This window comes from Planococcus antarcticus DSM 14505, assembly GCF_001687565.2.
Classification (GTDB): domain Bacteria; phylum Bacillota; class Bacilli; order Bacillales_A; family Planococcaceae; genus Planococcus; species Planococcus antarcticus.
In genome coordinates this window covers 3,466,071-3,490,776 of sequence record NZ_CP016534.2, presented here as the reverse complement: position 1 = coordinate 3,490,776, position 24,706 = coordinate 3,466,071, and the positions used below count along the sequence as shown (strand labels likewise).

General features: G+C 40.2%; 25 protein-coding genes and 2 pseudogenes. 13 read left to right on the top strand and 14 right to left on the bottom strand.

Annotated elements, in window-relative coordinates; all coding sequences use genetic code 11:
* Window positions 1-100 precede the first annotated feature (100 nt).
* From BBH88_RS17105 to BBH88_RS17095, 3 genes are all read right to left on the bottom strand, one after another.
* Window positions 101-1,072, bottom strand: coding sequence for a class F sortase (locus BBH88_RS17105; protein WP_083387807.1), 972 nt, complete (start codon window positions 1,070-1,072; stop codon window positions 101-103).
* A gap of 57 nt (window positions 1,073-1,129) precedes the next feature.
* Window positions 1,130-2,470, bottom strand: a complete 1,341-nt coding sequence (locus BBH88_RS17100; protein WP_238323361.1) for a hypothetical protein — start codon at window positions 2,468-2,470, stop codon at window positions 1,130-1,132.
* 124 nt (window positions 2,471-2,594) lie between these two features.
* Complete coding sequence (locus tag BBH88_RS17095; protein ID WP_006828379.1) at window positions 2,595-3,413, bottom strand: alpha/beta fold hydrolase; 819 nt, start codon at window positions 3,411-3,413, stop codon at window positions 2,595-2,597.
* A gap of 388 nt (window positions 3,414-3,801) precedes the next feature.
* On the opposite strand from BBH88_RS17095, the gene BBH88_RS17090 reads away from it, so the two are divergent.
* Window positions 3,802-4,008: a hypothetical protein gene (locus tag BBH88_RS17090; RefSeq protein ID WP_065536408.1), complete on the top strand. Its 207-nt coding sequence runs from the start codon at window positions 3,802-3,804 to the stop codon at window positions 4,006-4,008.
* 32 nt (window positions 4,009-4,040) lie between these two features.
* On the opposite strand, the gene BBH88_RS17085 is transcribed toward BBH88_RS17090, so the two are convergent.
* A complete protein-coding gene (locus BBH88_RS17085) occupies window positions 4,041-4,859 on the bottom strand; it encodes an aldo/keto reductase (protein ID WP_006828377.1) in 819 nt (272 codons plus the stop codon).
* A 168-nt stretch (window positions 4,860-5,027) separates the two neighbouring features.
* Here BBH88_RS17085 and BBH88_RS17080 point away from each other — a divergent pair, with 168 nt between their 5' ends.
* Together BBH88_RS17080 and BBH88_RS17075 are read left to right on the top strand one after the other, a co-directional pair.
* The gene (locus BBH88_RS17080; RefSeq protein WP_006828376.1) at window positions 5,028-5,297 is read left to right on the top strand and encodes a hypothetical protein; all 270 of its coding nucleotides are present in this window, start codon (window positions 5,028-5,030) and stop codon (window positions 5,295-5,297) included.
* A 13-nt stretch (window positions 5,298-5,310) separates the two neighbouring features.
* Window positions 5,311-5,616 carry a TIGR04104 family putative zinc finger protein gene (locus BBH88_RS17075; protein ID WP_065536409.1) on the top strand — a complete coding sequence of 102 codons (306 nt, stop codon included), beginning with the start codon at window positions 5,311-5,313 and terminating at the stop codon, window positions 5,614-5,616.
* A 69-nt stretch (window positions 5,617-5,685) separates the two neighbouring features.
* Here the strand turns inward: BBH88_RS17075 and abc-f are convergent, their stop codons facing one another.
* On the bottom strand, window positions 5,686-7,338 hold the full coding sequence (gene abc-f, locus BBH88_RS17070; RefSeq protein ID WP_065536410.1) for a ribosomal protection-like ABC-F family protein: 1,653 nt from the start codon (window positions 7,336-7,338) through the stop codon (window positions 5,686-5,688).
* A 394-nt stretch (window positions 7,339-7,732) separates the two neighbouring features.
* Here abc-f and BBH88_RS17065 point away from each other — a divergent pair, with 394 nt between their 5' ends.
* Window positions 7,733-8,803 (top strand): aldo/keto reductase, encoded by a 1,071-nt coding sequence (locus tag BBH88_RS17065; protein ID WP_065536411.1) that lies wholly within the window; start codon window positions 7,733-7,735, stop codon window positions 8,801-8,803.
* Between the two features lie 104 nt (window positions 8,804-8,907).
* On the opposite strand, the gene BBH88_RS17060 is transcribed toward BBH88_RS17065, so the two are convergent.
* Entirely contained in the window at window positions 8,908-9,381 is a 474-nt protein-coding gene (locus BBH88_RS17060) for a hypothetical protein (protein WP_065536412.1), read from the bottom strand.
* A 1-nt stretch (window position 9,382) separates the two neighbouring features.
* Complete coding sequence (locus tag BBH88_RS17055; RefSeq protein WP_006828371.1) at window positions 9,383-9,577, bottom strand: helix-turn-helix transcriptional regulator; 195 nt, start codon at window positions 9,575-9,577, stop codon at window positions 9,383-9,385.
* 489 nt (window positions 9,578-10,066) lie between these two features.
* Between BBH88_RS17055 and BBH88_RS17050 the strand changes: the two genes are divergently transcribed.
* Both BBH88_RS17050 and BBH88_RS17045 read left to right on the top strand, forming a co-directional pair.
* The gene (locus BBH88_RS17050) at window positions 10,067-10,879 is read left to right on the top strand and encodes a TspO/MBR family protein (RefSeq protein ID WP_238323359.1); all 813 of its coding nucleotides are present in this window, start codon (window positions 10,067-10,069) and stop codon (window positions 10,877-10,879) included.
* A gap of 524 nt (window positions 10,880-11,403) precedes the next feature.
* The gene (locus BBH88_RS17045) at window positions 11,404-11,904 is read left to right on the top strand and encodes a hypothetical protein (RefSeq protein ID WP_238323357.1); all 501 of its coding nucleotides are present in this window, start codon (window positions 11,404-11,406) and stop codon (window positions 11,902-11,904) included.
* Window positions 11,905-12,554: 650 nt separating this feature from the next.
* Here BBH88_RS17045 and BBH88_RS17040 read toward each other — a convergent pair.
* On the bottom strand, window positions 12,555-13,472 hold the full coding sequence (locus tag BBH88_RS17040; RefSeq protein WP_331243696.1) for a beta-carotene 15,15'-monooxygenase: 918 nt from the start codon (window positions 13,470-13,472) through the stop codon (window positions 12,555-12,557).
* 898 nt (window positions 13,473-14,370) lie between these two features.
* Here BBH88_RS17040 and BBH88_RS17035 point away from each other — a divergent pair.
* The 6 genes from BBH88_RS17035 (at window position 14,371) to BBH88_RS19945 (ending at window position 19,757) form a co-directional block, all read left to right on the top strand.
* Complete coding sequence (locus BBH88_RS17035; RefSeq protein WP_238323356.1) at window positions 14,371-14,622, top strand: acyl carrier protein; 252 nt, start codon at window positions 14,371-14,373, stop codon at window positions 14,620-14,622.
* Window positions 14,615-16,009 (top strand): AMP-binding protein, encoded by a 1,395-nt coding sequence (locus BBH88_RS17030; protein ID WP_065536415.1) that lies wholly within the window; start codon window positions 14,615-14,617, stop codon window positions 16,007-16,009. Before BBH88_RS17035 ends, BBH88_RS17030 begins: the two co-directional genes overlap by 8 nt.
* A 174-nt stretch (window positions 16,010-16,183) precedes the next feature.
* Window positions 16,184-17,635 (top strand): MBOAT family O-acyltransferase, encoded by a 1,452-nt coding sequence (locus BBH88_RS17025; RefSeq protein ID WP_065536416.1) that lies wholly within the window; start codon window positions 16,184-16,186, stop codon window positions 17,633-17,635.
* Window positions 17,636-17,719: 84 nt separating this feature from the next.
* Window positions 17,720-18,625: a hypothetical protein gene (locus BBH88_RS17020; RefSeq protein ID WP_065536417.1), complete on the top strand. Its 906-nt coding sequence runs from the start codon at window positions 17,720-17,722 to the stop codon at window positions 18,623-18,625.
* Between the two features lie 275 nt (window positions 18,626-18,900).
* A complete protein-coding gene (locus BBH88_RS19950) occupies window positions 18,901-19,347 on the top strand; it encodes a DMT family transporter (protein WP_331244265.1) in 447 nt (148 codons plus the stop codon).
* Window positions 19,245-19,757 (top strand): EamA family transporter, encoded by a 513-nt coding sequence (locus tag BBH88_RS19945; RefSeq protein WP_331244262.1) that lies wholly within the window; start codon window positions 19,245-19,247, stop codon window positions 19,755-19,757. Before BBH88_RS19950 ends, BBH88_RS19945 begins: the two co-directional genes overlap by 103 nt.
* A 72-nt stretch (window positions 19,758-19,829) precedes the next feature.
* On the opposite strand, the pseudogene BBH88_RS17010 reads toward BBH88_RS19945, so the two are convergent.
* The 6 genes and pseudogenes from BBH88_RS17010 to BBH88_RS16980 all read right to left on the bottom strand — a co-directional run.
* Window positions 19,830-20,180 (bottom strand): annotated as a pseudogene (locus BBH88_RS17010) (cyanophycinase); the annotation flags it as partial.
* A gap of 153 nt (window positions 20,181-20,333) precedes the next feature.
* Window positions 20,334-20,897, bottom strand: coding sequence for a GNAT family N-acetyltransferase (locus tag BBH88_RS17005; RefSeq protein WP_065536418.1), 564 nt, complete (start codon window positions 20,895-20,897; stop codon window positions 20,334-20,336).
* A 145-nt stretch (window positions 20,898-21,042) separates the two neighbouring features.
* Window positions 21,043-21,327 carry a hypothetical protein gene (locus tag BBH88_RS17000; RefSeq protein ID WP_065536419.1) on the bottom strand — a complete coding sequence of 95 codons (285 nt, stop codon included), beginning with the start codon at window positions 21,325-21,327 and terminating at the stop codon, window positions 21,043-21,045.
* Between the two features lie 942 nt (window positions 21,328-22,269).
* Complete coding sequence (locus BBH88_RS16990) at window positions 22,270-22,638, bottom strand: hypothetical protein (RefSeq protein ID WP_065536420.1); 369 nt, start codon at window positions 22,636-22,638, stop codon at window positions 22,270-22,272.
* A gap of 52 nt (window positions 22,639-22,690) precedes the next feature.
* Window positions 22,691-23,053: a cyclic-phosphate processing receiver domain-containing protein gene (locus BBH88_RS16985; RefSeq protein ID WP_065536421.1), complete on the bottom strand. Its 363-nt coding sequence runs from the start codon at window positions 23,051-23,053 to the stop codon at window positions 22,691-22,693.
* Window positions 23,054-23,200: 147 nt separating this feature from the next.
* Complete coding sequence (locus BBH88_RS16980; RefSeq protein ID WP_065536422.1) at window positions 23,201-23,485, bottom strand: AbrB/MazE/SpoVT family DNA-binding domain-containing protein; 285 nt, start codon at window positions 23,483-23,485, stop codon at window positions 23,201-23,203.
* 148 nt (window positions 23,486-23,633) lie between these two features.
* Here BBH88_RS16980 and BBH88_RS18995 point away from each other — a divergent pair.
* Window positions 23,634-24,672 (top strand): annotated as a pseudogene (locus BBH88_RS18995) (IS630 family transposase).
* Window positions 24,673-24,706: the final 34 nt, after the last annotated feature.

Genomic DNA, 24,706 nt, shown 5'->3' with positions numbered 1-24,706 from the left:
GGTGTTTGCCACTTCTGGCATTAGGCCAGGAAAGCGTCCGCCTAGAGCGATGTCTTCGCTTCTTGGATAATGTAACCAACAGGCTTTTTCAGCCTGATACTTACTTTACTTCTGCTTCTGCTTTTTCAGATTCATTCAAGTCAACATCCACCGAAGTGACGAAATAGCGTTTCGTGTCGTCCGTTGTGAGTTCGACTTTCTTTCTGTCAAACAAAGAGACGGTTTCGATTTTCTTCATCTCGCCTGTTGCAATATCTTCCTCATAAATGCGGTAGCCGATAATGGCATCATCACGCACCGCGTACCAGGAGAGATTGAAAGCAGTAGCTGTTACGTTTGTCGGAGGCTCTGGTTGCACTTCTTTTGTATCAGAATCGGAGATCAATTCGGCTGTAACGACTAGACGCTCTTCGTGAGAGCCGATATCGCGGTTGAAATCACCGGTACAAGTGATTAAGTTAATCATCCGCTTGTCTGAGTTGCCGAATATCTCTTCAACTGGAGCTTCGTCGGTTTCATAGCTGGTCAAGTTTTTTACCTCGAAAACCATCTCGCGTCCGTCTGCGTCCTTCAGAATTACAGTTTCTCCTACCTTTACATTCTGTAGCTCATAAAAGACAGCTGGACCCGTTAGGCTATCAACATGCCCTGCCAAAACAGCATGACCTTTTGCGCCTGCTTTGAAGCCAGGCTCAAACCAACCGACTTGATCCACATCTTCTGGCACGCCCATTTGGCCGTTATCCAGAATGCCAGTCGGCTCTATGTTTGCTTTGACCCCGATAGAGGGGACTTCAATCTGTGAAGGCTCCATGCCTTTGATGCTTTCCTGGCGTTCTTGTTGGAGCATTTGAAGCTTTTCACGCTGTTCAGGAAGGATAGGAAACTCCGCAATCTTGTCGACATAGTTGCCGGATACTTCTTCCTCTTCAGCCGCTTGTTCTGTTTGTTCAGTCTGTTTAAAGGGTTCAACTTTTTCTTCAAACGTCGGACTGGCAGCCAAAGGCTTTAATATGATAAACAGGGCGAGGCATAAAATGATAGCCGTTCCCATGGTGACAAGCTGCTTCATCTGCAATCCCTCCTTTCTAATTAGGAACAGAGAGAGCCAGTGGCCCTCCCTGAAATGTTATTGCTGGTTTTTAGTTTGGCGATACGTGATTGTACCAGCTGCCAATAAGACCATCGTGCTCAATGTAATCCAAAGAATCATTGTGTTTGATTGGTTAGCTGTTCCGCCAAGTCCAGTTGCCGGCATTTTTTCAGGTGCTGTGTTTTCAAAGTTCTCAGGGAATTGATCAACAATTGCGCCGCTCAATCCTTTACCGATATCGAACATGATAGCATATCCTGCACGGTAAGTTTCATAAGAAGTTTCGTAGTCACCTGAAACGTACTGCTGGAATGTATCGATTACTGAAGTTTCATGCGCTTTGACACCTGCAATGGTTTCATCCAAAGGCATACGATCTTCGGTAGCGCTGTTTAAGAATGTTCCAAGGTCAGTTGCAAACGTGTTTGTCAAAGTATCTGTCGCTTCTTCAGCTGCTTGCTGATCGTCAGCTGCTACAGCTGTAACTAGATCACCTTGAACAGAAATGTGTTGGTTGTTCCATAGTTGAACAAATTGGTTGCTGGCTTCTTCACCGTAGACAGAAGCAAGTGCTGCACGGAATTCTTCTGTATTTTGATCTTGTGCCCAATCGGCAAAGTCAAAGTCTTCAGAACCATTATACCCTTTTGTCATGCTGAGTTGTGCTAAAGCGAAATGCTCAGCTGCAATGCGGTTTACAGTCGAACGGAAATCACCAGCTGGTGTGTTCGGATCAGAAAACTGATCTGGGAACTGCGCGGAAATAGCTCCACTTATTGCACTTCCTGCTCCAAAGATTTGCGTGAAGCCTTCAAGATAAGAAGTATAAGCGGCTTCGTATTCACCGTCTACATAAAGGTCGAATGTGTCTTGCACATAATCTTCATGCTCGCGAAGTGCTGCAGTCGCGCCATCTTCAGGAAGATTACCTTCTGTTGCAGTGCCAAGAAATGCACCCATGTCGTCAACGAATGACTGAATCTCGACTAGCGCTTCTTCTTTCATTTCTTCGTCGCCGTCTCTAACTGCAGCGGCGTAATCGTCCGTTCCAGTATTGTGCTTATCGAAAATTTCGACGAAAGCAGTTCCGCCTTCTTCGCCGTAAACAGAAGCGATGACCGGCTCCATGTCAGCTGCGTTAGCATCAAGCGCTGCAATGGAAGCTTCTGCAGCTTCGTCCTCATCATAGATTTTCATCATGGAATCGACGGCCAGTGCGTAATGCTCGGACAATAAAGAATCCAATGTTGCGCGAAGTTCCACGCCTGTTGTTTCAGTTGGTGGAAGCTCATCCGCCAATACGTTTGTTGCCATTCCAGGCATCAATAACGCGGCTCCGAGTACGGGTGCTAAAACTTTTTTCCAGTTCATATTCATCTAAAAACACTCCTCTTTTTTTGGGTTCTTACAGACATAACGGCGGGGGTTTAGAATTAGATCACTTTTTCGTAAAAAAAAAAGACGGCGTTTCAGCCTGTCTTTTCTTCCGATCTAACTGGCCTTATTTTACGCCAGCGCTTTTCAGGAAGCTCAACAATTCGTTGTTGAAGCGTTCAGGTTCATCGGCATTGATGCCATGTCCGCTGTCTTTGAAAGGAACAAGAACCGAGTTGGGTATTTGTTTTGCCATTTCTTCGCCCAATTCATAAGTGCAAATTTTATCTTTCTTGCCGTGAAAAATAGCTGTTGGAAGGTTAATGCCTGCCAACTCGTCGCGCAAGTCTTCATCTCTTAAGGCAATCGCGGAGTTGATGGTCGAATGAGCCCCCGCTTCAAGGCCGAGCATCTGGAACCAATGTAGAAATTCCGGTGACTTTTTCTGCTCGAAGAACATGTCTGCGAATTGAGCGAGAAAGGCTGGACGATCTTCTTTGATTTGTTTGATGATATCGTCCACTTCCTCCGGCTTCAGGTTGTGTTTGAAATCATCACGCTGTGTAAACAATGGAGCTGCAGCCGATAACAGCAACAATTTGTCCACGCCTTGTTCGCCAAACTTCGTTAAGTAGCGGATAGCAATCGGTCCGCCCATAGAAAATCCAGCAAGCACAAAGTTATCAAGTTTTAGATGATCAATAACCGCTTTAACATCGCTAGCTGCCGTATCGTAATCATAGCCGGACCATGGCTTGTCCGATTTTCCGTAGCCTCTGAGGTCGATGCCGATAAAACGGAAATTTTGCTGCGCCAGTAAACTGACCTGCGACTCAAACGATTTGCTGTTCAATGGCCAGCCATGGATGAATACGACCGGCTGTCCCGACCCAATATCTTCTGCATAAACTTTCACGCCATCTTCCACTTCAATATAATGTCCCAAGAATTTTTCCTCCTCTGATTTGAAAAGCTGTAGTAATGAGTAGCTTCCCTATGTCATTGTCAAATAAACAGCTGTCAAACAAGGATTTGCTGTTTAGTCTCAGTTTTTGCAATCGAGAACTAGGCCATCTGTCTAAGGAAAGGAATAAATTAGCAGGAGGAACCCGTGCGCAGCAACAAAAAAGCTGAACTCCATAGAGGAATCCAGCTTCTACATTAGACTGAAAATTAAGAAGAAAATTTTTTTACTATCGGATAGCTCAAATGACATACCAGACAATACTGATCGTCGTCCGTGAGTGGGTTTTGCTCACGGACATAGGCAGTTTGCCCTGGCAAACTGTTTCCATTATTTGTTTGAAACGGAGTTTGGGCGGTAGAAAGGGACTTTGGAAATTATTTGGGCTGCTTTGGAAAGTATTCAACCAGTTTTAGAAAGTATTGCGTGTAGAATGGAAAGTATTTGGGGTCGCATAAAAAGTATATCCAATTATATGGGGATGGGTGATCCGATAAAAACTGAAAAAGCTAAACTTCAAGCTGATTTTTCAATAATGCGCATTGAATACCAACTTCCCCCCAAAAAACCCTATTAAAAATGAAAAAACCGCCTGAGGGCGGTTTTTTGTTATTTAGCGCGAATATCTTCAAAAGCATCAAGCTTTTGGACATCTTCTGGAGAAATGGTGAAATCCAGTTGGCTGTTTTCGAGGATGCGTTCTTTATTCGTTGATTTCGGAAGTGGCAAGGTGCCGTGCTCTAAGCAATAACGAATGCATAATTGAGCTGGCGTTACATCGTATTTAGCAGCCATCTCCTTGATTTCAGCGTTGTTTAAAATCTGGCCTGTCGCGAGCGGTGAATAAGCTTCCACGACAATATGATGCTGTCTGCAGAATTGCAGCAAGCTTGCTTGATCGCGGCCGATATAGAACGGAATCTGGTTGGCCATCGGCACGATTTCACAGGCGTCGATAAGTGCTTGGATATCCTTTTCTGCAAAATTGGAGACGCCAATTGCACGGATTTTGCCTTCTTTATAAAGCTTCTCCATCGCTTTCCACGATTCAATATTGCCTTCCGTGCAGTCCTTGCCAATGTCATCCCATGGCCACGGCGCATGAATCAAATAAAGATCTAAATAATCAACGCCAAGATTCGAAATCGTTTCTCCAAAAGCTTCCAGTGTCACGTCATAGCCTTTGATTTGAGCCGGTAGCTTACTGGTGATAAAGACCTTTTCCCGGGAAATATTAAAATCCTGGATTGCTTTGCCGACGTTTTCCTCATTCTGATAGGCTAAAGCCGTATCAATATGCGTGTAGCCATTTTCTAAAGCAGTCGTCACTGCCGCGTAGGCTTCTTCGTTTGGAATTTGCCAAGTGCCAAATCCGATATCGGGAATTTCAACTCCTTTGTGTAACGTGAAAACTCTATCGTTTGCCATAGATAAATTTCCTCCTCTTTGCTTACCATTCCTTCTTATTGTACGTCTTTTCGGGTGGCAGGGTCCAGAATTCAGGATGCTCTGGGCCGCAACAACTTCGAAATGCGAAACTTTCTGCTGCCCTCCCCGTAAATAGAAGAACAGAGAAATAAAAGGAGGTGGCTGATCGTGTGGGTAGCTTTAACAACTGTCCTGCTGCTCATCCTTATAGGAATTACAGTCAAAAAAATCTTCATGAAAATGAAAGAAACGCCGGTCATAGATCCCAAAAGCCTAGTGACATCAATCTGTTTTCTGTTAATTGGCATAGTCAATCTAGCAGGCTATTGGTTTGGGTTTCTTGGAATCACCTCTATGGCACTAACCGTGGCATTGCTGATCACCGGCGCGTATTTTACCCGCTACCTGCAAACAGATCACGCAAGAAAATCAGAATGAAGGGAGTGGTACTATGCCAAGCTGCGAAAATTGCGGTCAAAAATGGAAGTGGAAGACGATTGTTTTGAAAACCTTGAAGCTTACGAATAAAGTAAATTGTCCATACTGTGGAAAAACGCAATACATTGTTCCGAAGTCTAGAAAAATAACAGGCATCTACAGCTTTCTTCCGCTATTTGTCATCATATTATCCAATTTGATTTTTGAATTGGAAGTGCGGGATGTTATTTTGCTAACCGCCACATTGCTTATTGTTGCTCTGGGACTATATCCATTCCTTATGAAACTCTCCAACGAAGATAAAATAGTTCAGCCTTAAACTGAATTGATGTGTAAACAGAAGAGCATTTCCTGATCCAGGCAGGAAATGCTCTTTTCTTTTATTTATTCAAAGCCAAGCATCACTTTTCTCTTTCAGCTCCTTAATCTCCTGCGTAAGCTCAATAAACCGCCGATCGAGCTCGGTGTACTGTAGATCCTTCGCTGTCATGAAGCTCAATTTCCCAAGGACTTCCTGCCGTTCCGTTTCAAGCCGCATCAGCAATTCCCCCGTTTCATCCCGTTCCGGAGCGGGTGCGTCGAGCTGTTTCTCAATGTGCTGGCCTGCGATGATCAGTTTGCTAGTGGTCGTTCTTTCCCGGAAAGCCTGGTCATGGGAGACGACCAGCATCGTGCCTGTATAATGCGCAAGCGTTTCCTCGAGCTGCTCACGTGACGGCAAGTCAAGGTGGTTGGTCGGTTCGTCGAGAATCAGCGCGTCCCGTTCTTCCAGGATATAGACCATCAGCTTGCATTTGATGCGTTCGCCCATGCTCATGGCGCCGATCGGTTCTTTCCACTGCTGTGCTGTAAAGCCGAGATGCTTCATCAAGTTCTGGACTTTGCCGCGTGCTTCAAATGTCTCTTTGTAAAACAGCTCACCCGGAGTTTTCTCGAGCGGCAAGTCGAACACTTCCTGGGTCAGGTAGCCGACGCTTGCAGAAGGGGACATCCAAACGCTGCCGTTCGCGGATTCCTGCCCAAGCAGGATTTTCAATAACGTCGTTTTGCCGCTGCCGTTTGGACCTTCGATGGCGACTTTTTCCCCGTGCATGATGGTGAAACCAGCTTTTTCAAACAGCAGCTTGCCACCGAACGCTTTCGACAGATCTTTCACTTCGAGAAAACGCTTGCCGGTTTTATGCGCGGCGTTCATCGAGAAGCTGACTTCGTATTCAGGCTCGGGCGCATCCGCGTTGACCTTCTCCAACTCTTTTTCCAGACGCTTTTCTTTGGATTTGACTTGCTTGTCCATGCGCTTGGCTTTCATCCGGTAATACTCTTTCGCACCTTCCTGCTTGGTCGATTCGGCATGCGCTTTATGCGACCAGGAAGTGAGTTCATCCATCTGCGCTTTGATGCGCTCCACCATTTTCTGTTGCTTGTCGTATTCGCGTTGCTGTGTCAGCCGTTTCTGCTTCCGCGCTTCCACGTAGCTTGTGTAATTTCCGCTGTGCTGAATAAGTTTTTGATTTTCAAGCGACCAGATTTTCGTCGCTACGGCGTCCAGAAAGTGACGATTATGCGACACCAAGATGATGGTGCCCGAGTATTTTCGAATCTGCGTCCGCAGCAGTTGGATGCTGCCACTGTCCAAGTGATTGGTCGGCTCATCTAGCAACAGTAGGTGAGCATTCCGAGACAGACCAGCAGAAAGGCGGGCTTTTAGTTTTTCCCCTCCGCTGAGAAGCGGGAAGTCATGTTCCGGCACGTGCCATTTTTTCAGCAGAGCGCTTTCGGAAGCCGTAACTTCACTGAACGAATGCGTTTCCGTTTCCTGTTCCACAAATACGGTTTCAATATTCGGCGGGATCCACTGGCTCCAGCCTGTCGATGGCTCCAATTCACCAGCGATCAGCCGAAGCAAGGTTGACTTGCCCGCTCCATTTTTGCCGATAATACCGATGACTTCGCCTTGCTGAACAGTCGCGTTGACCTTCTCGAAAATCACCGTGTCCATCAATTCAAAGCCGATATTCTGTAATTTCAATAGTTCTTTCATCCAATCATTCCCTTCAGGTCAGGGAGAACTAAAAAATCCTCCCAAAAAAATTTGGAAGGATTAGCCATATGGTGCCCGTTCTAAATAAGCCATCTGTGTGCAATGGCTCGACAGTTTTTCTAGATGTGGGCAGACTAATCCTATTTTGCGTGAGTTGAAATTATAAATTTCAGTCGCTAAAACAAGATTAGTTACGCATCGTCCACCCATCAGCCTTTCTGTCGTTTGATAAAGTCAGTATAGCACAGGGTTTAATGGCTTTAAAGCAGAAAATGTACAGGTCTCGAGAGACGTTTTTCAAAAATGTGGAAAAGGCACCGTTTTGTCTATTCAGTCAAAGGGTACTCTACTACTGTCTAATATAAAAATAAGGTATCTATACAAGGAGGCAATTATGGAAACTATTTATCTAGGAAACTCGGGCTTACGTGTTCCGAAGTACATACTCGGGACGGTCCCTTTCAGTGGAACAAACGGGTTTGAAGCAGCAGGCAATATCGATGAAAGTCTGGCACGCCGGATGGTGGACAGGTCGCTAGAAGCGGGTATCAACATGTTCGATACTGCTAATCTGTATTCACAAGGAGATGCGGAAAAAGTGTTAGGCGCAGCCATTAAAGGACGCCGCGATGAACTATTGCTGACATCAAAAACTGGTTTTCCAATGGGAGACAACCCTAACGCTAGAGGAGCTTCGCGAAACAACATCCTGACATCCATCGACCAGTCGCTCGAGCGCTTGGGGACGGACTATCTCGATGTCTATTTCGTTCACCTATGGGACGGGCAGACGCCGGTTGAGGAAACGGTGGAAACAATGACGAGCCTTGTGAAATCCGGTAAGATTCGCCATTGGGGCGTATCGAACTACAGTGGTTGGGCGCTGGCTCGAACGTTTACAGTTGCCGAGCAATCCGGTAACATTCCCCCAATCACTCAGCAGATCTATTACACACCAGAAGCACGAGAAGCGGAATACGAACTGCTTCCAGCAGGCCAAGAACTCGGCATCGGTTCGATGATTTGGAGTCCACTTGGTGAAGGGTTGCTAAACGGCAAAATTGGTCGCAACAAAAAAGCGCCTGACAACACACGACAAGGCGCCGGATGGCCAGAGCCATGGGTGCAGGACCAGGAGCGGCTTTACCAGGTAATCGATGTACTGGAAGAAGTCGCAGCAAATCACAATGCGTCTGTGCCACAGATCGCGTATGCTTGGGTTCGGGACCGTCCAAACGTCGGACCGATTGTCATTGCAGCCCGCAATGAGGAGCAATTAAAAGAAAACATCGCTTCTTTCGAAATCAAACTAACACAAGACGAGCATGATCAAATCGAATCCGCCGCGCGTCCGGTGCCAATCTATCCGAACTGGCACCGCGCTATGAGTTCGTTTGACATGAGCAGTTCGTCTGAGAAAACGTATTTGGAAGGGTATAAACAGTCGATGGGAATAGAAGAGTAAAGACTTCATTGTATAAAGAAAACGCATCAACCTTGAGCTTTAATCGGCTCTAGAGTTGATGCGTTTTTTTCTTTAATTGCCGAATAACCGATTACATACAATTCTTAATCGTCCAGTAGCTCTTTATTTTTGTTATAGGACTTTCTCAAAGAAAGATAGCTCAAAATAAAGAGAAAAATCGCCGCCAAGGTAGAGGGACCTAAAATATCCAGTGCTTCTTCTAGGTTGGATGGAATCCCTTTAAATAGACCGTACACAATAATAGAGATTATCCAAAAACGAAGAGCTCCGTAAACTTTAGAACGTTTCTCTGCTTTAAAGTTTTTTGATGTGGCAACTTGAGGAAACTCAATGCCCGTCAACGTAGACCGGAGAACTATATAGATACTCAAAAATCCCAAAGAAAAAAGTGCCAGCAGATTCCCTGGAACATCCAACGCTACAAAGAAAAGGTCAACGCTTAAATACAAAGAAAGCATGATCCCCAATATAAAAACAGATTCCGCAACAAAGTAAAGAAATCGTTTTTCTCTGTATTCATCTGTTGGCAGTAAATTAGCAATCCATGTTTTTTCCATTTTACTCAACCTCCCAAAATAAATCATCCAGCGTCTTGTTCAAGGCTTTTGCAATTGCAATACACAGATTTAGACTTGGATTATAGCTTCCTTTTTCAATTAAACCAATCGTTTGTCGGGTAACACCGGTTAGTGAAGCCAATTCATCTTGTTTAATAGAAGCTTGTATTCGAGCAATTTTTAAATTATTTTTCATAAATGCCTCCACTAAAATGCAATATATATATTGCGAATGTAATTTATATATTACATTTTCTTTCGGAAAAGTCAAACGAAGCGCATCGTATTGACACCTTGCACCATGACAGGCAAATTATTATCGATCCCCATAAATAGCGCGATGTCTATGCAGCAACAGGTAAAGCGACCAAAAGTGGAAAAGCGTAGTTTATCAAAGAAAGGATGAGGGAAATCGTCTACTATACGAGTAACGAAAAAGAAGACTGCTAAATTATTTGAAAACGGGCAGTCTTTTTTCGAAAGCTTATTCATCTAAAAAGAGAAAAAGCTTTTTTGCTCATACATAGCCTTTCGATGTCCGAGATCGATAAAGCTAATCTCGTCATCTTCAATCTGTTTCGAGCGAGAGCAGCTACAGCGCGTGTTTATGACTAAAGCGAGGATGAGAGAGACGCTTTTTGTACACATACAACAATATGAAAAATAGACACCAGGAGGCTGAGTCATGATGGATGAAAAAACATTGAAAAAAACAAAGAGATGGACTCTTTTAAATTTGGTTTTTTACTTTTTAACCTTAGGCATAAATTACTTGGGATCGTCCGGTTTTTTTAATGGCATGAGTCAAAAAGATCTATCAGACAAATACATGACGCTCATTTCACCCGCACCGTTCACGTTTTCAATTTGGGGCGTTATTTATACCTTGCTGCTGGTGACATTAATTTATTTCTTTATCAAACGAAAAGATGAAAACGTCGGTAAATTGATTCGAATGGTATCGCCATTATTTATCGCAAGCGCGCTATTTAATATGGCGTGGATCGTTACGTTTTCTTACGAACTATTGGGGATTTCAACGATTTTAATTTTTGGACTATTGTTCTCCTTGATCTTTATCGTAAAAAGAATAACGGTCAATCGTTCTCAATTTCCTTCAACTCTGGCAGGAATCAGTTTTACACTTTACGCGTCATGGGTTTTTATCGCGACAATCGTTAACATTTCGTTATTTTTAGTGCAGCAGGAATGGAATGGCTTTGGCGTGTCCGATTCCATTTGGACAATCCTCATTTTGTTGGTTGCCATTGGGTTTGTCCTCTTCTACTTGGCGTTATACAAAAACGCGGCATTTCCACTTCCCATTGCATGGGCTTTCTTTGGTATCTATAGCGCGTATAACAACGGACGACTAGATCCATCAATGTCGACGACCATTCAAATAGTTTTGGTAGCCGGAATTGTGATTTTACTGATTGCTAGCGTATGGACATTTATTAAAAACGACAAAGCTCTATATTCAATAAAGACGAGTTAAAAGAGCTACACAAATAAAACAGACACGAAATTTCTCTTGAAGAGATTTTTGTGTCTGTTTTTTTCTATTATCGCACATTATTTTGTTCTTCTTTAGCACCATTTTCAGGCTCACTTTCAAAAATGCTTGGATACTTCAGAGTTTCCACTACCTCGATTGGAAGCTCTACAGTGCTTTCTTTTCCTTCTTCAAATTTCGTATAAACTGTTGCAATTCCTTATTCTATGAAGTTTTTTCTTCTACTGAAAGGCTCGTACAGCCTGCTAAAAGGATGGGGGAAATAAGTAAATGAATGACTCTTCTGTAATAGCAAAAGTTCATTTCCGGTATAACTAGCAACCTTAGTTCAACTGAAAAGTAATCATTTGTCTATTTGCAAAAGCACTAATACTATTTGTGATTTATTTTAAAAAACACAATCCCAAGCTTTGAACAGTTCCGGGAGTAGTGTGTTTTACTTTTTTATGATTGTTGTGGCGTAACTTTTCTCTTAACTCATTGTCTAATGAAGAGAAGGAGTGAAGATGATGAAACTCAAACTCTCGTTTTTAGTAGGGGTTCTACTCTTGGCGGCAAGAGCTTACTCTGAAGAACAAGAAACAGCGATGGAAGTAAAAAACATAAATCCCCAAATAGAAGATTTGGAAGATGTGTCTAAAACTCCGCCAAACCTCAAAGTAGTGGTGGAGGGGATTAAAGTTTCTGCTATTCTCGGCACACGTGCATGGAGCTATTTTGATAAAGAAGAGAATGCGATGGTATCTATTGAAGCAGAAACGGTTTCCCCAGCAGAATTAGCTGAAAACCAGAAAGCTCCATCAGTAGATGCGAATGCAGTGATCGAGCTTGAGTTTGAAAAGGAGCCGGATTCTTATGAGGTGTACATACGGGGACCCAAACATCGTATGAAAGGACCGTACAGTGAAGTTGTGCTCGATGAGTCTACTGGGAAAATGGTTTATGAATTTGCAGCAGCTTGGGAACAAAGGACTACGGATTATGTTTTTTCTTTGAGTGTTGAGTAGTTGGTTTTTAGAGGAAAATCCATAGCACCGAAAAACAAATGCCCTCGATTACGGAAATTATTTATATCCTTCTTTTGAATTATAGATAATGCTTGTTATCCCTATACCAAGAACTGGTGAAGTAAGGGGCATTGTGGATAAGCTACTAGCTTTTAGATAGTCGTTAAAAAGTGAAAATGTCATTATACCTGCAATGATAAATCATGCTCGTTGCTTTATTGATCAATATGGTTTCTTAGATGATCGATTTTCACCTCAAATCTATATCGGAAAAACAACGAACATTAATTTATTGGTTATGAAAACAGAGGAATGTCGATACTGTTCTCATTTTCTACTGTAATCGTCGGTTTGATTTTACTTACTTCATGTAAACTTTAATCTCAACTTTAAATCCATAAGATAACAAATAAAAAGAGTAGCAAGAGCTACTCTTTTCTCAAACCTACACTCAAAATTGCATCTGTTGCTTGAACTAACAAGTTTTACAAATTCTAAATTGTGTTGTGCACAAGCACGTGCCTCTTTTGCAATCAAAGTTTAGATTTCAGTACTTCTTTAAACCTTTCTGGTTCATCTACTCGAATAGCAACTTGCTCATAATTTTTCTTCATTCCCATCAGCAACGTAGCTTCTCGTGGATGTTTTAATTAGATTATGACGTCCGGATAAGCTTTCTCAAAATCACGGGCTACAAAATCTATTGTGTTCTTACTGAGCTTTTTTTCTAGCGTGGAACGGTCTTCTATAATCTCGTCAATATCCTCCCATCTTATTTCCATACGTTTCATTAATCCCAATGAAACATACAGACGATCATCATCAATTTGCAGAGGATTAAATCTTATAGCCTGGATATCGCCTAAAAATAACATAATCGAATAGATGTTTACAACTAACAAGAGCAACGATAAGATCAATGACTTATCATGTAGCCACCAATGTACGCCCAAAGTTTCGACTACAATCGCATGAATCATCATGACGTAAAATGCAATCAGACTTGATTTCTGATGAAGTGTAAACGTATTTTCTTTATGTGCAGGCTCTTTTTTCCAAAGGCAAAAAGCGTAATAGAACATTAGTATTTCTGAACAGATTACTTGTATAATCGGTTGTTTCTTAACTTTTTGGTCGACTGCATTTGAGAAAGAAAATAGCTGCGGTAAAGAACTTTTCTTCACACTTCGGATGATTTCAGGCAAATACTTAAAGAGCGTTAACAGCAATAATACCTCAAGCAAAACGAACGCAGCTTCCACTGCAAAGCCCAGGAGTGTAAGCGTCTTAAATGGAGATAAGTATTGCATTGGAATCACAAAGCGAGCGACAATTAAGCCTCCAGCCATCAATGTAAGAAGGTACTTCCAACTTAATTTTTGTTGCCAAGCTAAAAATAATACGGGAGCCACAATAGTTAGATCGATAAGAGAGCCCAGAACCACAAGCTGAGTATTAGCCGGTAATATGCTGACTCCTAATGACGTGCGATATAAAGCAAAGTTGGAAGTCAGTACTAGTAGAAACAGGAGAAGCCATATCATACGCATAGAAACTTTATTAAACACCACACTTTTCACCTCGGTCATTTTTAAATATTAGTTTATTTTGTCTGGTAGTCGAAGATTAACCGTTCTTAATTAAATAATTAGTTAAATCAACGTGTAAGTAAGACGTGACATCTACATTCCCAAATGCTTTCCATAAATATACCGCTAGTTTATAAAAATAGAAGATTTTCTAACATTATTTGTAGAAGTGAAAAAGACCGCTTAAGTGCACAGTCTTCTAAATAAGTTGGTTTTAATAGTGCGGATCTGATAAGTTCTTGAACAAGCCGAATATTTCACCATGATTGCATGCAGTTCGTTACGGCAATTAAAGGGGCTATAAGCATCAGAGATCAAGCAAGTGGTGAGGTTCACAAGGTGTTTCTCTTTATGGCTACTTTGTTCTGTAGGGATTATTCGTATGTAGAAGTGTTTTATGCCATGAACAACCCTCGCTGATGCCATTCTTAATTAGGTGATTTAAAGTTTTCATTCCATGTTTATTGACGGAGAGATTTAGATGCGTGAAAGACTCGGGATTTATTCATAAGCATAAAAGTTACCTTTGATTCCTATATTGACTTTTTTTATTATAGACTTATAATTGATTATGATAATCATTGTCAATTAAGTTGCTTGCAGATAGCTTTAAGGAAGAGTAAGAGGAAGTAGATGTATATACAAAGCACCATTACGATGTCGATGATGCATTATATAAGGAGTTCGAAAAAGAAACTGGTATTAAAGTAAAGTTCGTTAAAAGTGAGCCAAAGGAGTTACTAGAGTTCATTAAGCGTTAGCGTCATCTGCAGGATGTAGTTGCCGAACTCTATAAAATTTGTCAGATATGGAAATTGGTTGAGCGAAAAAAATCTTCGCACAGATGCAAGTGAAAGTAATTATTGAAAGGATGTAAATGATGAAAAATATCGAAAAATATAGAAGTGCATTTATTGACGCGTTGGAATTGGAAGAAGACGAGGCATGGGGAGATTTAGCATTAGGAGAAACAAGAGAATGGGATTCGCTTGGGCATATGATTCTCATTTCTACGATTGAGGATGTTTTTGATGTTTCATTAGATTCTGAATGGATTACAGAGTTCAATTCTTACCAGTCAGGAATGGAGCTATTGAATCGGTTGGGAGTAGACTTTGTAAATGAATAGTTTCAAACAACTTGAGGAGTTTGGAAACCGTACCGCTGTATATGCTGAACAAGAATACTCTTACGCTGAAATGTTAGAAATTGCTGACGCTATCTGCGGTAATGTAGGTGAAAGAACGCTCGTTTTTTGTTTGTGTTCAAATAATATAGAGTCTTTATTTGGCTACGTGGGCTTTATTAGAGGTCGTGTTGTCCCTGTCCTTTTGGATGCATCCATCCAGATGGATCGGTTGCATAGACTGATTAACCTTTATAAGCCTGCATACATTTGGGCGAGTAGTGAAAATCAAGACCTATTAAAAACAATGGATAGTTCAGTTGTGTTTGGAGATTACACATTATTTAAATGTCCGACAATTTTCCAACATGATCTTGCTGAACATCTTGCGCTCCTTTTAACAACCTCAGGAAGTACTGGAAGCCCTAAATTTGTCCGCTTAAGTTATGAAAATATCTTCAAAAATGCTGAATCCATAGGGAAGTACCTTGACATCAAGGCAGACGATAAACCCATAACAACACTTCCAATGAATTACTCCTATGGTCTTTCGATCATCAATAGTCATTTCATTTGCGGGGCGACGATAATTGTAACGGGTGTATCTATCTTAAAAAAAGAGTTTTGGGACTTATGTAGAGAGCAACAAGTAACAACTTTTGGAGGAGTTCCTTTCGTGTATGAGATGCTTGATAGGCTGAAGTTTGAAGGGTTTAATCTTCCAAGTTTAAAGACACTAACTCAAGCAGGTGGGAAATTAAGCTCAAATCTATCGTACAAATTTGCTGAAGTATGTAATCAAAAAGGGATTCAATTTTTTACCATGTACGGTCAAACTGAAGCAACGGCGCGGATGAGCTATTTACCATATGAAAAAAACCTTGATAAAGTCGGAAGTATTGGGATTGCCATTCCAGACGGAGAACTGATGCTGCAAGATGACAATGGCAACAAAATTACAGCGCCTAATGTTATCGGCGAATTGATATACAAAGGAGCAAATGTTTCTTTAGGGTATGCTGAGTCGTTAGTCGATCTTTCGAAAAAAGATGAGAACAACGGTATGTTGCACACAGGTGATCTGGCTTACTTTGATCAGGATGAGTATTTTTTTATAACTGGACGAATCAAAAGAATAATTAAAGTCTCTGGAAACCGTATCAGCTTAGATGAAGTTGAAGAACTTTTAAATGAGTATGGTCATGATTGTGTTTGCGGTGGGACGGATGACCAAATGTATATATACACATTAAAAGAAGATTGTGTTCAAATCAAAAAAATAATTAAGGGGAAATTAAACTTAAAGGGCTTTAAGGTCATAAGAATTGAGGAAATCCCACGCAACCATTTCGGGAAGATACTCTATTCCGAGTTACCTAAATATAGATAATTTATTATTACCTCAACCCTTAACTGAGTGTTACACCTTTTACGCGAGCTTTGAAATAACGTAGAACCTACATGGTCAACAAATTTCAGAGGTTTAAACAACGTGGATCACTTAGGGGTATTGTTTATCTCGTTTTATAAATATTCTTAAGTTTATTTTTTATCAGGTGATTGGATGACTTTTATATCAATTGAGTTTCTCTTATTTTTCGCAGTAATCGTTTTTACGTATTATTTAATTCCGCATCGATGGAGATGGATTCTTTTACTAGCAGCAAGTTACGGTTTTTACGCTACTTTGAGTAGCTACTTTATCCTTTTATTACTTGCAAGCACAGCTTTTACATATTTTACTGGAATTATCATTGAGAAACAGGAGACAAAAAAACAGAAGAAAAAAGTCATGCTGGTTGGTATTTGTGCATTGTTATTTTTTCTCGGGTGGTTTAAATATTTTAATTTTGCAAATGACTCAGTTCGAGCAATTTTAACATACATGGATTGGAATTATGCCTTACCATACCAAGAAATTGTCCTGCCATTAGCCATTTCTTTTTATACATTTCAAGCAGTAAGTTATCTTGTAGACATCTCCAAAGGAAAGCAAAAAGCAGAAAGACACTACGGCTATTTTTCAATCTACTTTGCATTTTTCCCACAATTGGTTGCTGGACCGATTGAACGTGCGAAGAAATTGCTTCCACAATTTAAAGTGGAACAGACGTTAAAATATGAAAATTTAAGCTATGGAATGAAGCGAATCGCATGGGGTTTTTTTAAGAAAACATTAATTGCAGATCGACTAGCTCCAATTGTAGCTAGTGTTTACGATAGTCCTGACCCGACTGGTTCCCAAATTGTGCTAGCTACTATTCTATTCTCAATCCAATTATACGCTGATTTTTCAGCACTCAGTGACATTGCCATCGGTTGTGCGAGAATGCTAGGGATAAAATTAACAGAAAACTTTAAGCAACCACACTTTGCTGTTTCGATAGCGGATTTCTGGAGTAGATGGCATATAACGCTTTCTACATGGCTCCGAGACTATATATTTGTTCCGTTATGTAAAGGGAAAAAGAAGAGAAGTGAAATTTATTTAGTAATTATGATTACCTTTTTAATCAGCGGCATTTGGCACGGAGCCGCTTGGAGTTTTATTTTATGGGGTCTAATTCACGGATTTTATCGCGTTTTTGGAGACCATACAAAACATTTTCGTGGGAAGATGGCGACATTTATCCAATTGGATAAGAGTCCAACGCTGCATAAATGGGTGAAAATTTCAATAACGTTCCTGCTAGTTTGTTTTTCAAGAGTTTTTTTTCGATCGGATTCCGTTACAGATGCATTTGAAAATGCACAACTTTTCTTAACATTGAACTCGTGGAGACCTTCAGGAATTATGGAAGCATTTGAACTATTTTCGCTACTAGATTTAGTCGTTTTCATTTTTTTCTTTACCGTTGTTCAACTATTTCAGTATATCGAAAGAAAAAATACTTCAACCTGGAACTGGCTATCGCAACGCTCAGCATTCGCTCGATTTGCAGTTTATATTTTAATCATTGTCTCAGTCCTTGTGTTTGGTGTTTCGGGTCAGGGGTTTGTTTATGGGGGATTTTAATCTCAATACAAGTTTTTTGGGAATATTGTTTGCAAGCCCTTCAGTAATTTTAGTGAAAAGAGTACTGTATCGAAAGGATTTGCCATGGGCCGTTTATTCATTAAGTTAACAATTATCATAACTGTGGCTTTACTACTGTTTATACCAGTAAATAACTTTGTAAAGCATTCTCGGAGTTACAACATCAACGACGACATACTGTCGTTTAAGAAAAATCCATATCCAGTTGATATCATCAATCTCGGTACATCTCACTCTATGTATGGTTATTATTTTAAGCCGACGGGTTTGTCTCACCTCGACTTAGCTCTTCCTGCTCAGACGCTTCAATACGACTTTAAATTGTTGAAAGAGTACGGCGAGTTTTTGAAACCAGATGGAGTCGTCATTGTGTCCATTTCTCAAATGACGTTCGTGGCTGGTGAGGACCAGGACGTAGGACGTTATTATGAAATTTTGGATCGTACCCAAATTGAATCGTTTCGTTTGCTGGATTATTATAAGTATTTGTACTTCCCAGGAACAAATAGTGAGAGTTTTACTTCTGCGCTCTCAAGTAAATGGAAAGACTTTAAATGGACTTCTCATCAATCTTGGGCAAATGACGGCAAAAACTATGCGGAAAGAAAGTCTGAATACGTAGAAGAGAACTATAGAGAAGCAGCTGAAAAAAATTACGTTGAACAAAATATAAAGCAGTTACAAGAGATAGTAGCGTATTGTAAAGAGAAAGGTTACCAAGTTATACTCACCATGGAGCCAGTTCATCAAACTTATCAAGACCATTTTGATGAAGAAGCGATGAATCGACTTGTTTTTCAGCACTTAAACATGCTGGACTTAGATGTCCCTTTTTTAAATTATATGAATGATCAACGATTCGTAGACAACCAAGACTATTTTATCGATTCCGATCACTTAAACAGTGCAGGAAGAAAAAAATATTCGTGGATCGTTTACGAAGAGCTCAAGAAATTAGGGTATTTCTGAGTGACTTATGATTACTTAAAACAATATAAACAGTTCTACTTATTGTGAACTGCGTCTCCATTTTAGTCGCGACTAACAATGGAGAGGCAGTTTTAATATGGAAAAATTTATGGACGAATCCTCGATACCATCCACTCAAGACTATTTAATGCTGAAAAATTTTCCGACATGAACAAGAGCAGACTGGATTTTAATGCAAACACGGTTTTGATAGGGTGACAAGTCCTGTGGTGGTATAAATGGATTATAGTAGGAGGGATTGGGATGGAAAATAAATCAGTGATGCTACTCATAGCGATTGCGCATCACTTTGGGGAGTTATCGGGCTTTTCGTTAAGTATCTTTATGAGATAGGGTTTACTCCCCTTGAAATCGTGGCGGTTCGCGTGTTAACGGCTTCCATCTTTATGGTTCTTTATGTTTTTATTAAAAACCGTCATTTTTTCAAAATAAAAATGAGGGACTCCAAGTATTTTATAGGTACCGGTATTATTAGTATTATTCTGTTCAATTGGTGTTTGTTTAGTTCGACAAAAGAATCGTCTATTTCAATTGCATTTATCTTATTTTATACAGCACCGGCGTTTGTGAGGATTTTATCGCGGATTTTCTTTAAAGAATCACTAACCGCTCGGAAAATTACTGCCTTGCTGATTACGTTAGTACTCTTGTCATTGGCATCTTTTCTGGCTCTACTGCATCTATTTCGCCTTACGGATTAATCCTTGGACCGGGATCAGGGTTTTTCTATGCTCTTTACAGCATATTCGGAAAAGCAGCACTTTCGAAATATGACTCATTAACCGTAACGGTGTATACGTTTCTTTTCACAACAGTTGCTATTGTCCCTTTCAGTGGATTAGGTTCGAAAGTTTCTACTTTGACCGATTTAAAAGTGATCGGAATCGTAATCGGACTTGGCTTTGTTTCCACGATGCTGCCATTCATTTTCTACACGAAAGGTCTGCAATATGTGGAATCAAGCCGTGCATCGATGATCGCAACCATTGAACCAGTCGTCGCTTCTGTCACCGGTTTCTTCATTTTCAACGAAACCTTATCGAGGTGGCAATACATCGGTATGATCATGGTGATCAGTTCTGTAATCATCGTTCAAGAATCAAAAAAATAAAAAGCAAATCTCTTACCGGAATATGACCAGGCAGGCGCGTGATTTAGTTGAGATGCCTATTACTTAGTCGCCACCAATAACAACGGCACTACTTTTTCGGATCCATTCCGACAATCCGTAGGCCATCAAAAACTCATTTTGTTTAAGCGTATCGCCACCTAACAAGAAAATGACAGAAGCATTTTGAATGAATGTATGGGCAGCATCCTTCTGTACGCAATGATCGATTAAATGGTAGTCATCAAATGAAATGCCAACATGGTGAAGCCATGAGCGTTCAGTAGCACCATCTGCTTCAGTATCTAAGGGATTCGAGCTAATCATAACGAGTGATTTTCTATCCGTTATATCCTCCCGTAACCCTTGACTCAGACGCTCAGGGAAAAAATCGGTAAACCAACCTAAATAATAGTGAGTGTTCATAAATACCTCCGCATCAAAGGATAAGCAACAGTAATTTACTATGTTACTCCTTCTTTTCTAAAACACATGATCAGCAATCGCACCCGATTTTGGAAGAACAAGTCAGCAATTAGTACAGTTGTCCTTGGCTAGTTAAACCGACGTCCTTTTCGTTTAATAATCATTTTTTCGTCTGTTGAGCCAATTCTCTCTTGTTAAATTCATATTAATAGAGTCAATCCAGTCGCCTTCGAACTCCAGATCGTTTTTATCAATGCTCGATAGTACAAAGCCAACCTTTTCATAAACATGTTTGGCTCTTGGATTAAAGTCAAAAACGCTTAAAGTTAGTTGGTTGAGTGTTGTATTTTCAAATACATAATCAATGATAAGTCGAGTTGCTTCCGTTCCCAATCCTTGATTTCTTCCCCTCGGTCCAATGAGAATCCTGAAATTCATACTGTGATTTTTTGCATCGTATGCATTAATTACCACTTCTCCTACTAAGAAGTCCTTGGATGGGTCAACAATCGCAAGATCCAAGCGATCTGTTTGTCTATTTCTTGTATTATACCAACGGAGAGACGCTTCCTGATCAAAATCTGGATTGCTTCCTGTTAATTTTAATACTTCGGGGTCTTTTAAACATTCTTCTATAAACGGAAAATCCTTTTTCTTAAACGGTCTAAGAATTACTTTCTCTCCTGTTAATAGTGGTTTATCAGGTAGATCGACCATTCCATTCACACGTCCTTCATTCGTTTTAGTTACCCTTAACACCTAAAGCTCTACTTTAGGTTTCTTTCTATAAATACAATACGTAGTTATAAAATAGAGGAAAGACAGCTAGTTGACATTAGATAGATGAAGCGACAATAAGTAATTAGTTTTTGTTTTTTAGCTCCAAAAGTATAGGTGTTATATTTAACAAAATCGATAGGATCGTTAAAACCCATAATGCTCCTGCCATTATAGGAACCACATCTAATAAAGCAGACCAATCTTCCGCCTCTACCCAATTGGACACCATACTATAATCCGCGACAACGGTTAATGCTGTAAATGATAAGCCCATTGCCATCGCTAATTTATAATCTTTGCCTATTGCATACATAACAAGATTTATACAAGTCGCTGTTATTGCGGTAAGTCCCAATATGAACCACATAACCATACCTCCATTTACATTAAGAATGATTAATAAGTAAGACAGAACGAGGGAGCAATTAGTTTCATAATCATTAGCCTGCGCTTTTTTTATAAATAGATCAATTGATTTTAGAAATAGGGGATTGTTGTTACTGTCCTCGTTTTCTACTACGGTTTGATTTCACTTCCTGCATACTGACTGTAACCTTCACCTCAACCCTGAAAAAGAAAAAAGAAAAGAATGGTCAGAGCCACTCTTTTCTAAAACGTTTACTTAAAGGCCACGCTCTATTCTGGCACACAAAACTATCCAACGTATTGAAAAATAAGTTGATATATCGCTATGCAAAATCCTAAAGCACTCGCTTTTATTTTAGCTGGATGATACCTTTTACTGCTATACAGATAAGCCATAATAAAAAGAAATCCTAAGGGGATCCACAATTCGAAAATGCCATTTTCCGTACTTCGTGAATAAATGGGAACAATATAAGCGCTAATTAAAAAATAAAAAAAATCGTAAAACGGCGTGTTTCGATCTGTTTGCTCCATCTAACTAGAAGAACGATAATTATAATTGCGCTAATCGTAATGTGTAAAGGAGGTAAATGAAGAGAAACACCATTCCCTAAATTGAATTCCATTTTCATCACATCTCCTGATTGGAAATTACTTACTAAGCTGGCCCGTTTATTGAAGATTAACCTTTCTAAATCACATAATTAGGTACATCAACATGGCAATAAGCCATCATATCAACAGCTCTATTTGTATTTTCTTTCTATAAATATACCACTTGAATATAGAAAACAGAGGATTGACAAAACTTATTTAACGGGTGATATGTGAAGCTGTACCATAAGTGAACGAGGTTTTTGTTAGAAATTGAAATTAGCAAAGTAAATACCGATCTTTAAAGAATTCGTGATTTTAAAAAGTTTGAATACAAAAGAAAATGACTCTAAGAATTAGATTCTGTAGAGTCATTTTTTTTACTTTGCTGCTGTAACATATCGAAAACCTCAGTAAGATTGTCTACTGCGTATTCTTTAGAATGACCGTTTTCCACTGCTTGAATAGCTGCAGAATCGTTTACTGCTAGAATCAAGTCTTCAAACTGACTTTCGATTTCACTAATGCGGTTCTCTTGGGTTACCAAACTATTCAACAATTCTTCGTACTTATCCCACTTTAGCATGGCAATAGATACCTGATCATTGATAACTATCCCAACTTTTTCATTATTCTCAACAAGCGAGAGTAGGTTTTGCAGAGAAAGTGACTGAAACCTATCACCTGATAATAACTCTTTATTGGATGGAGTTTTCATTTGGACCCTCCCATAAAAATATTGTTTATAGATGGAACAATTAGAACAGATGTTAGTTACCAGAATACCTGTTTATCGTTATCGAGTAGTGGTATATGTCAATATCTTTAGCGATAAATCCTCTTCTTTGAGCACCTTTCAAAGTGTGAAACATATTTTCACGTCCGGCTCCATTATCTGTGTGTATATAAATCTTTTTCGCATGGTAGCCTCTTTCGCAAAAAATCTTCACTAAATCGTACCCGGTTGGAAGAAGATTCCCGTGGATATCCTCTCCTAGATCATGATCAAGTGAAAGTAAGTTAACTTTGTAATTCTCCAACATAAATATAGCTTCATCCATATTTCTAGCTACTATAAAACCTTCGGGGCAATCTCTTAAATCATCGACGTATAAATTGATCTCTTTACTCAATATAACACCTCTCTACAAGACGTTTATTAATTTACTTGCTAATAGTCATTCAAAGAGACAGCTGCTAGGGGATAGGAATAGATAACCCAAAGTGCTAAACGCCAAGAAAGCTTTAATAAAACGATATGTTAGCCAATTCTCTTGTAATTATTCTTCAGAGCGTAAGTCTGCAATTAACTCTTCCGCGTTGCGAAAAGTTTTTATATTCCCAGTTTTTATATCATGCTCAGCTTCGAGTTCTTCTTCTTGCCATTCTTTAGTCCAAAACCAAGCTTGGTCTTTTGGAATGGTAATAACAGGCTGTAAAATAATTTGTCCATCTTTAATTGTAATTGCTAATTGATCATTCTCTGTTAAACTAACTGCTTCACGAATTTTGATTGGAAGCGTGATTTGTCCATTTTTCTTTAGGGTTATAAGTTTTGAATCCATTAAACTTCCTCCTATTATCAGCTTTGTATAATTTCAGACTAATTTAAAAATTAAAATTGGATTATTCAATTATATAAGTTGAATTAAATATCTGACATTTCTGATAATAATGTTGTGTAGTTGGAGAAAGTCCGAAAGGAAGATCTCCATGGAAAAGGAAGCGCAAATCCAAGAATTAATAGAAGCGATGAACCAGACCCATGATCGGCGCATGTATGAGCGCTACCTGGCTGTGAAGCTCATCCTTCAAGGTAAGACCCAGAAGGAAGCTGCGGAAATCATCGGACGCAACGAACACACCGTCGGGAAATATATCGCCGGTTATCAAGCGTCTGGCCTGGAAGGGCTTGTCCGGCGCACAGCTCCCGGTAGAGAGCCGAAACTGAAATTTGAACAGTTGCGGGAACTAAAGGAAATCATCGCTTATCAAACACCAGTCGACTGCGGATTTCCAGCACGAGCCAATTGGACGCTATCCCTTGCGGTTCAACTCATTAATGTCAAATGGAATGAGAGCTATACTTTGAAAGGTGCTTCCCGACTTCTCCATTCACTGGGGCTTAGCTATACCCGTCCGACTTACACGCTTAAAAAAGCAGATCCGGTGAAGCAGGAGAAGTTCCGTGTTCAGACATTTCCAGCGCTAAAAAAAAACTGATGAACGGACAAATCGACTATCTCCTGTTTGAAGATGAATCGATGATCCGAGACTATCAAGCAATCGGTCGAACCTGGTTCATCCGGGGGAAACAGCGCCTCATCCCGACTTACGGACAGCACAAGGGGCTGAAACTGATTGGAACGCTCGAATATGAAACAGGTAAAATTTTCTGTGTAGAAGAGGAACGCTACGATGCCAAAACGTTTTTGGGATTCTTGCGAAAACTTCTGGCTGCTTATCCAGCGGGTAAAATTGTCATGATTCTCGATAATGCAAGAATCCACCATGCCAAGTTGATTCAACCATTTCTTGAAGAAAATCGAAACCGCCTTGAACTCGTCTTCCTGCTGCATACAGCCCTGAGCTTAATTAAATGGAAGACGTTTGGAAATGGTTGAAGGAATCGGTCATTCAAAATGTTTTCTTCGGCAATGTACAAAAGATTATCTTGGCGGTCCGGGCATTCTTAAAAGATGTCGAGCAGCGACAAGCTGAAACGATTGATCGCCTATGCGTAAGAATGTAACTTTTTAAATTCAACTTATATAGTGAAAAAGTTA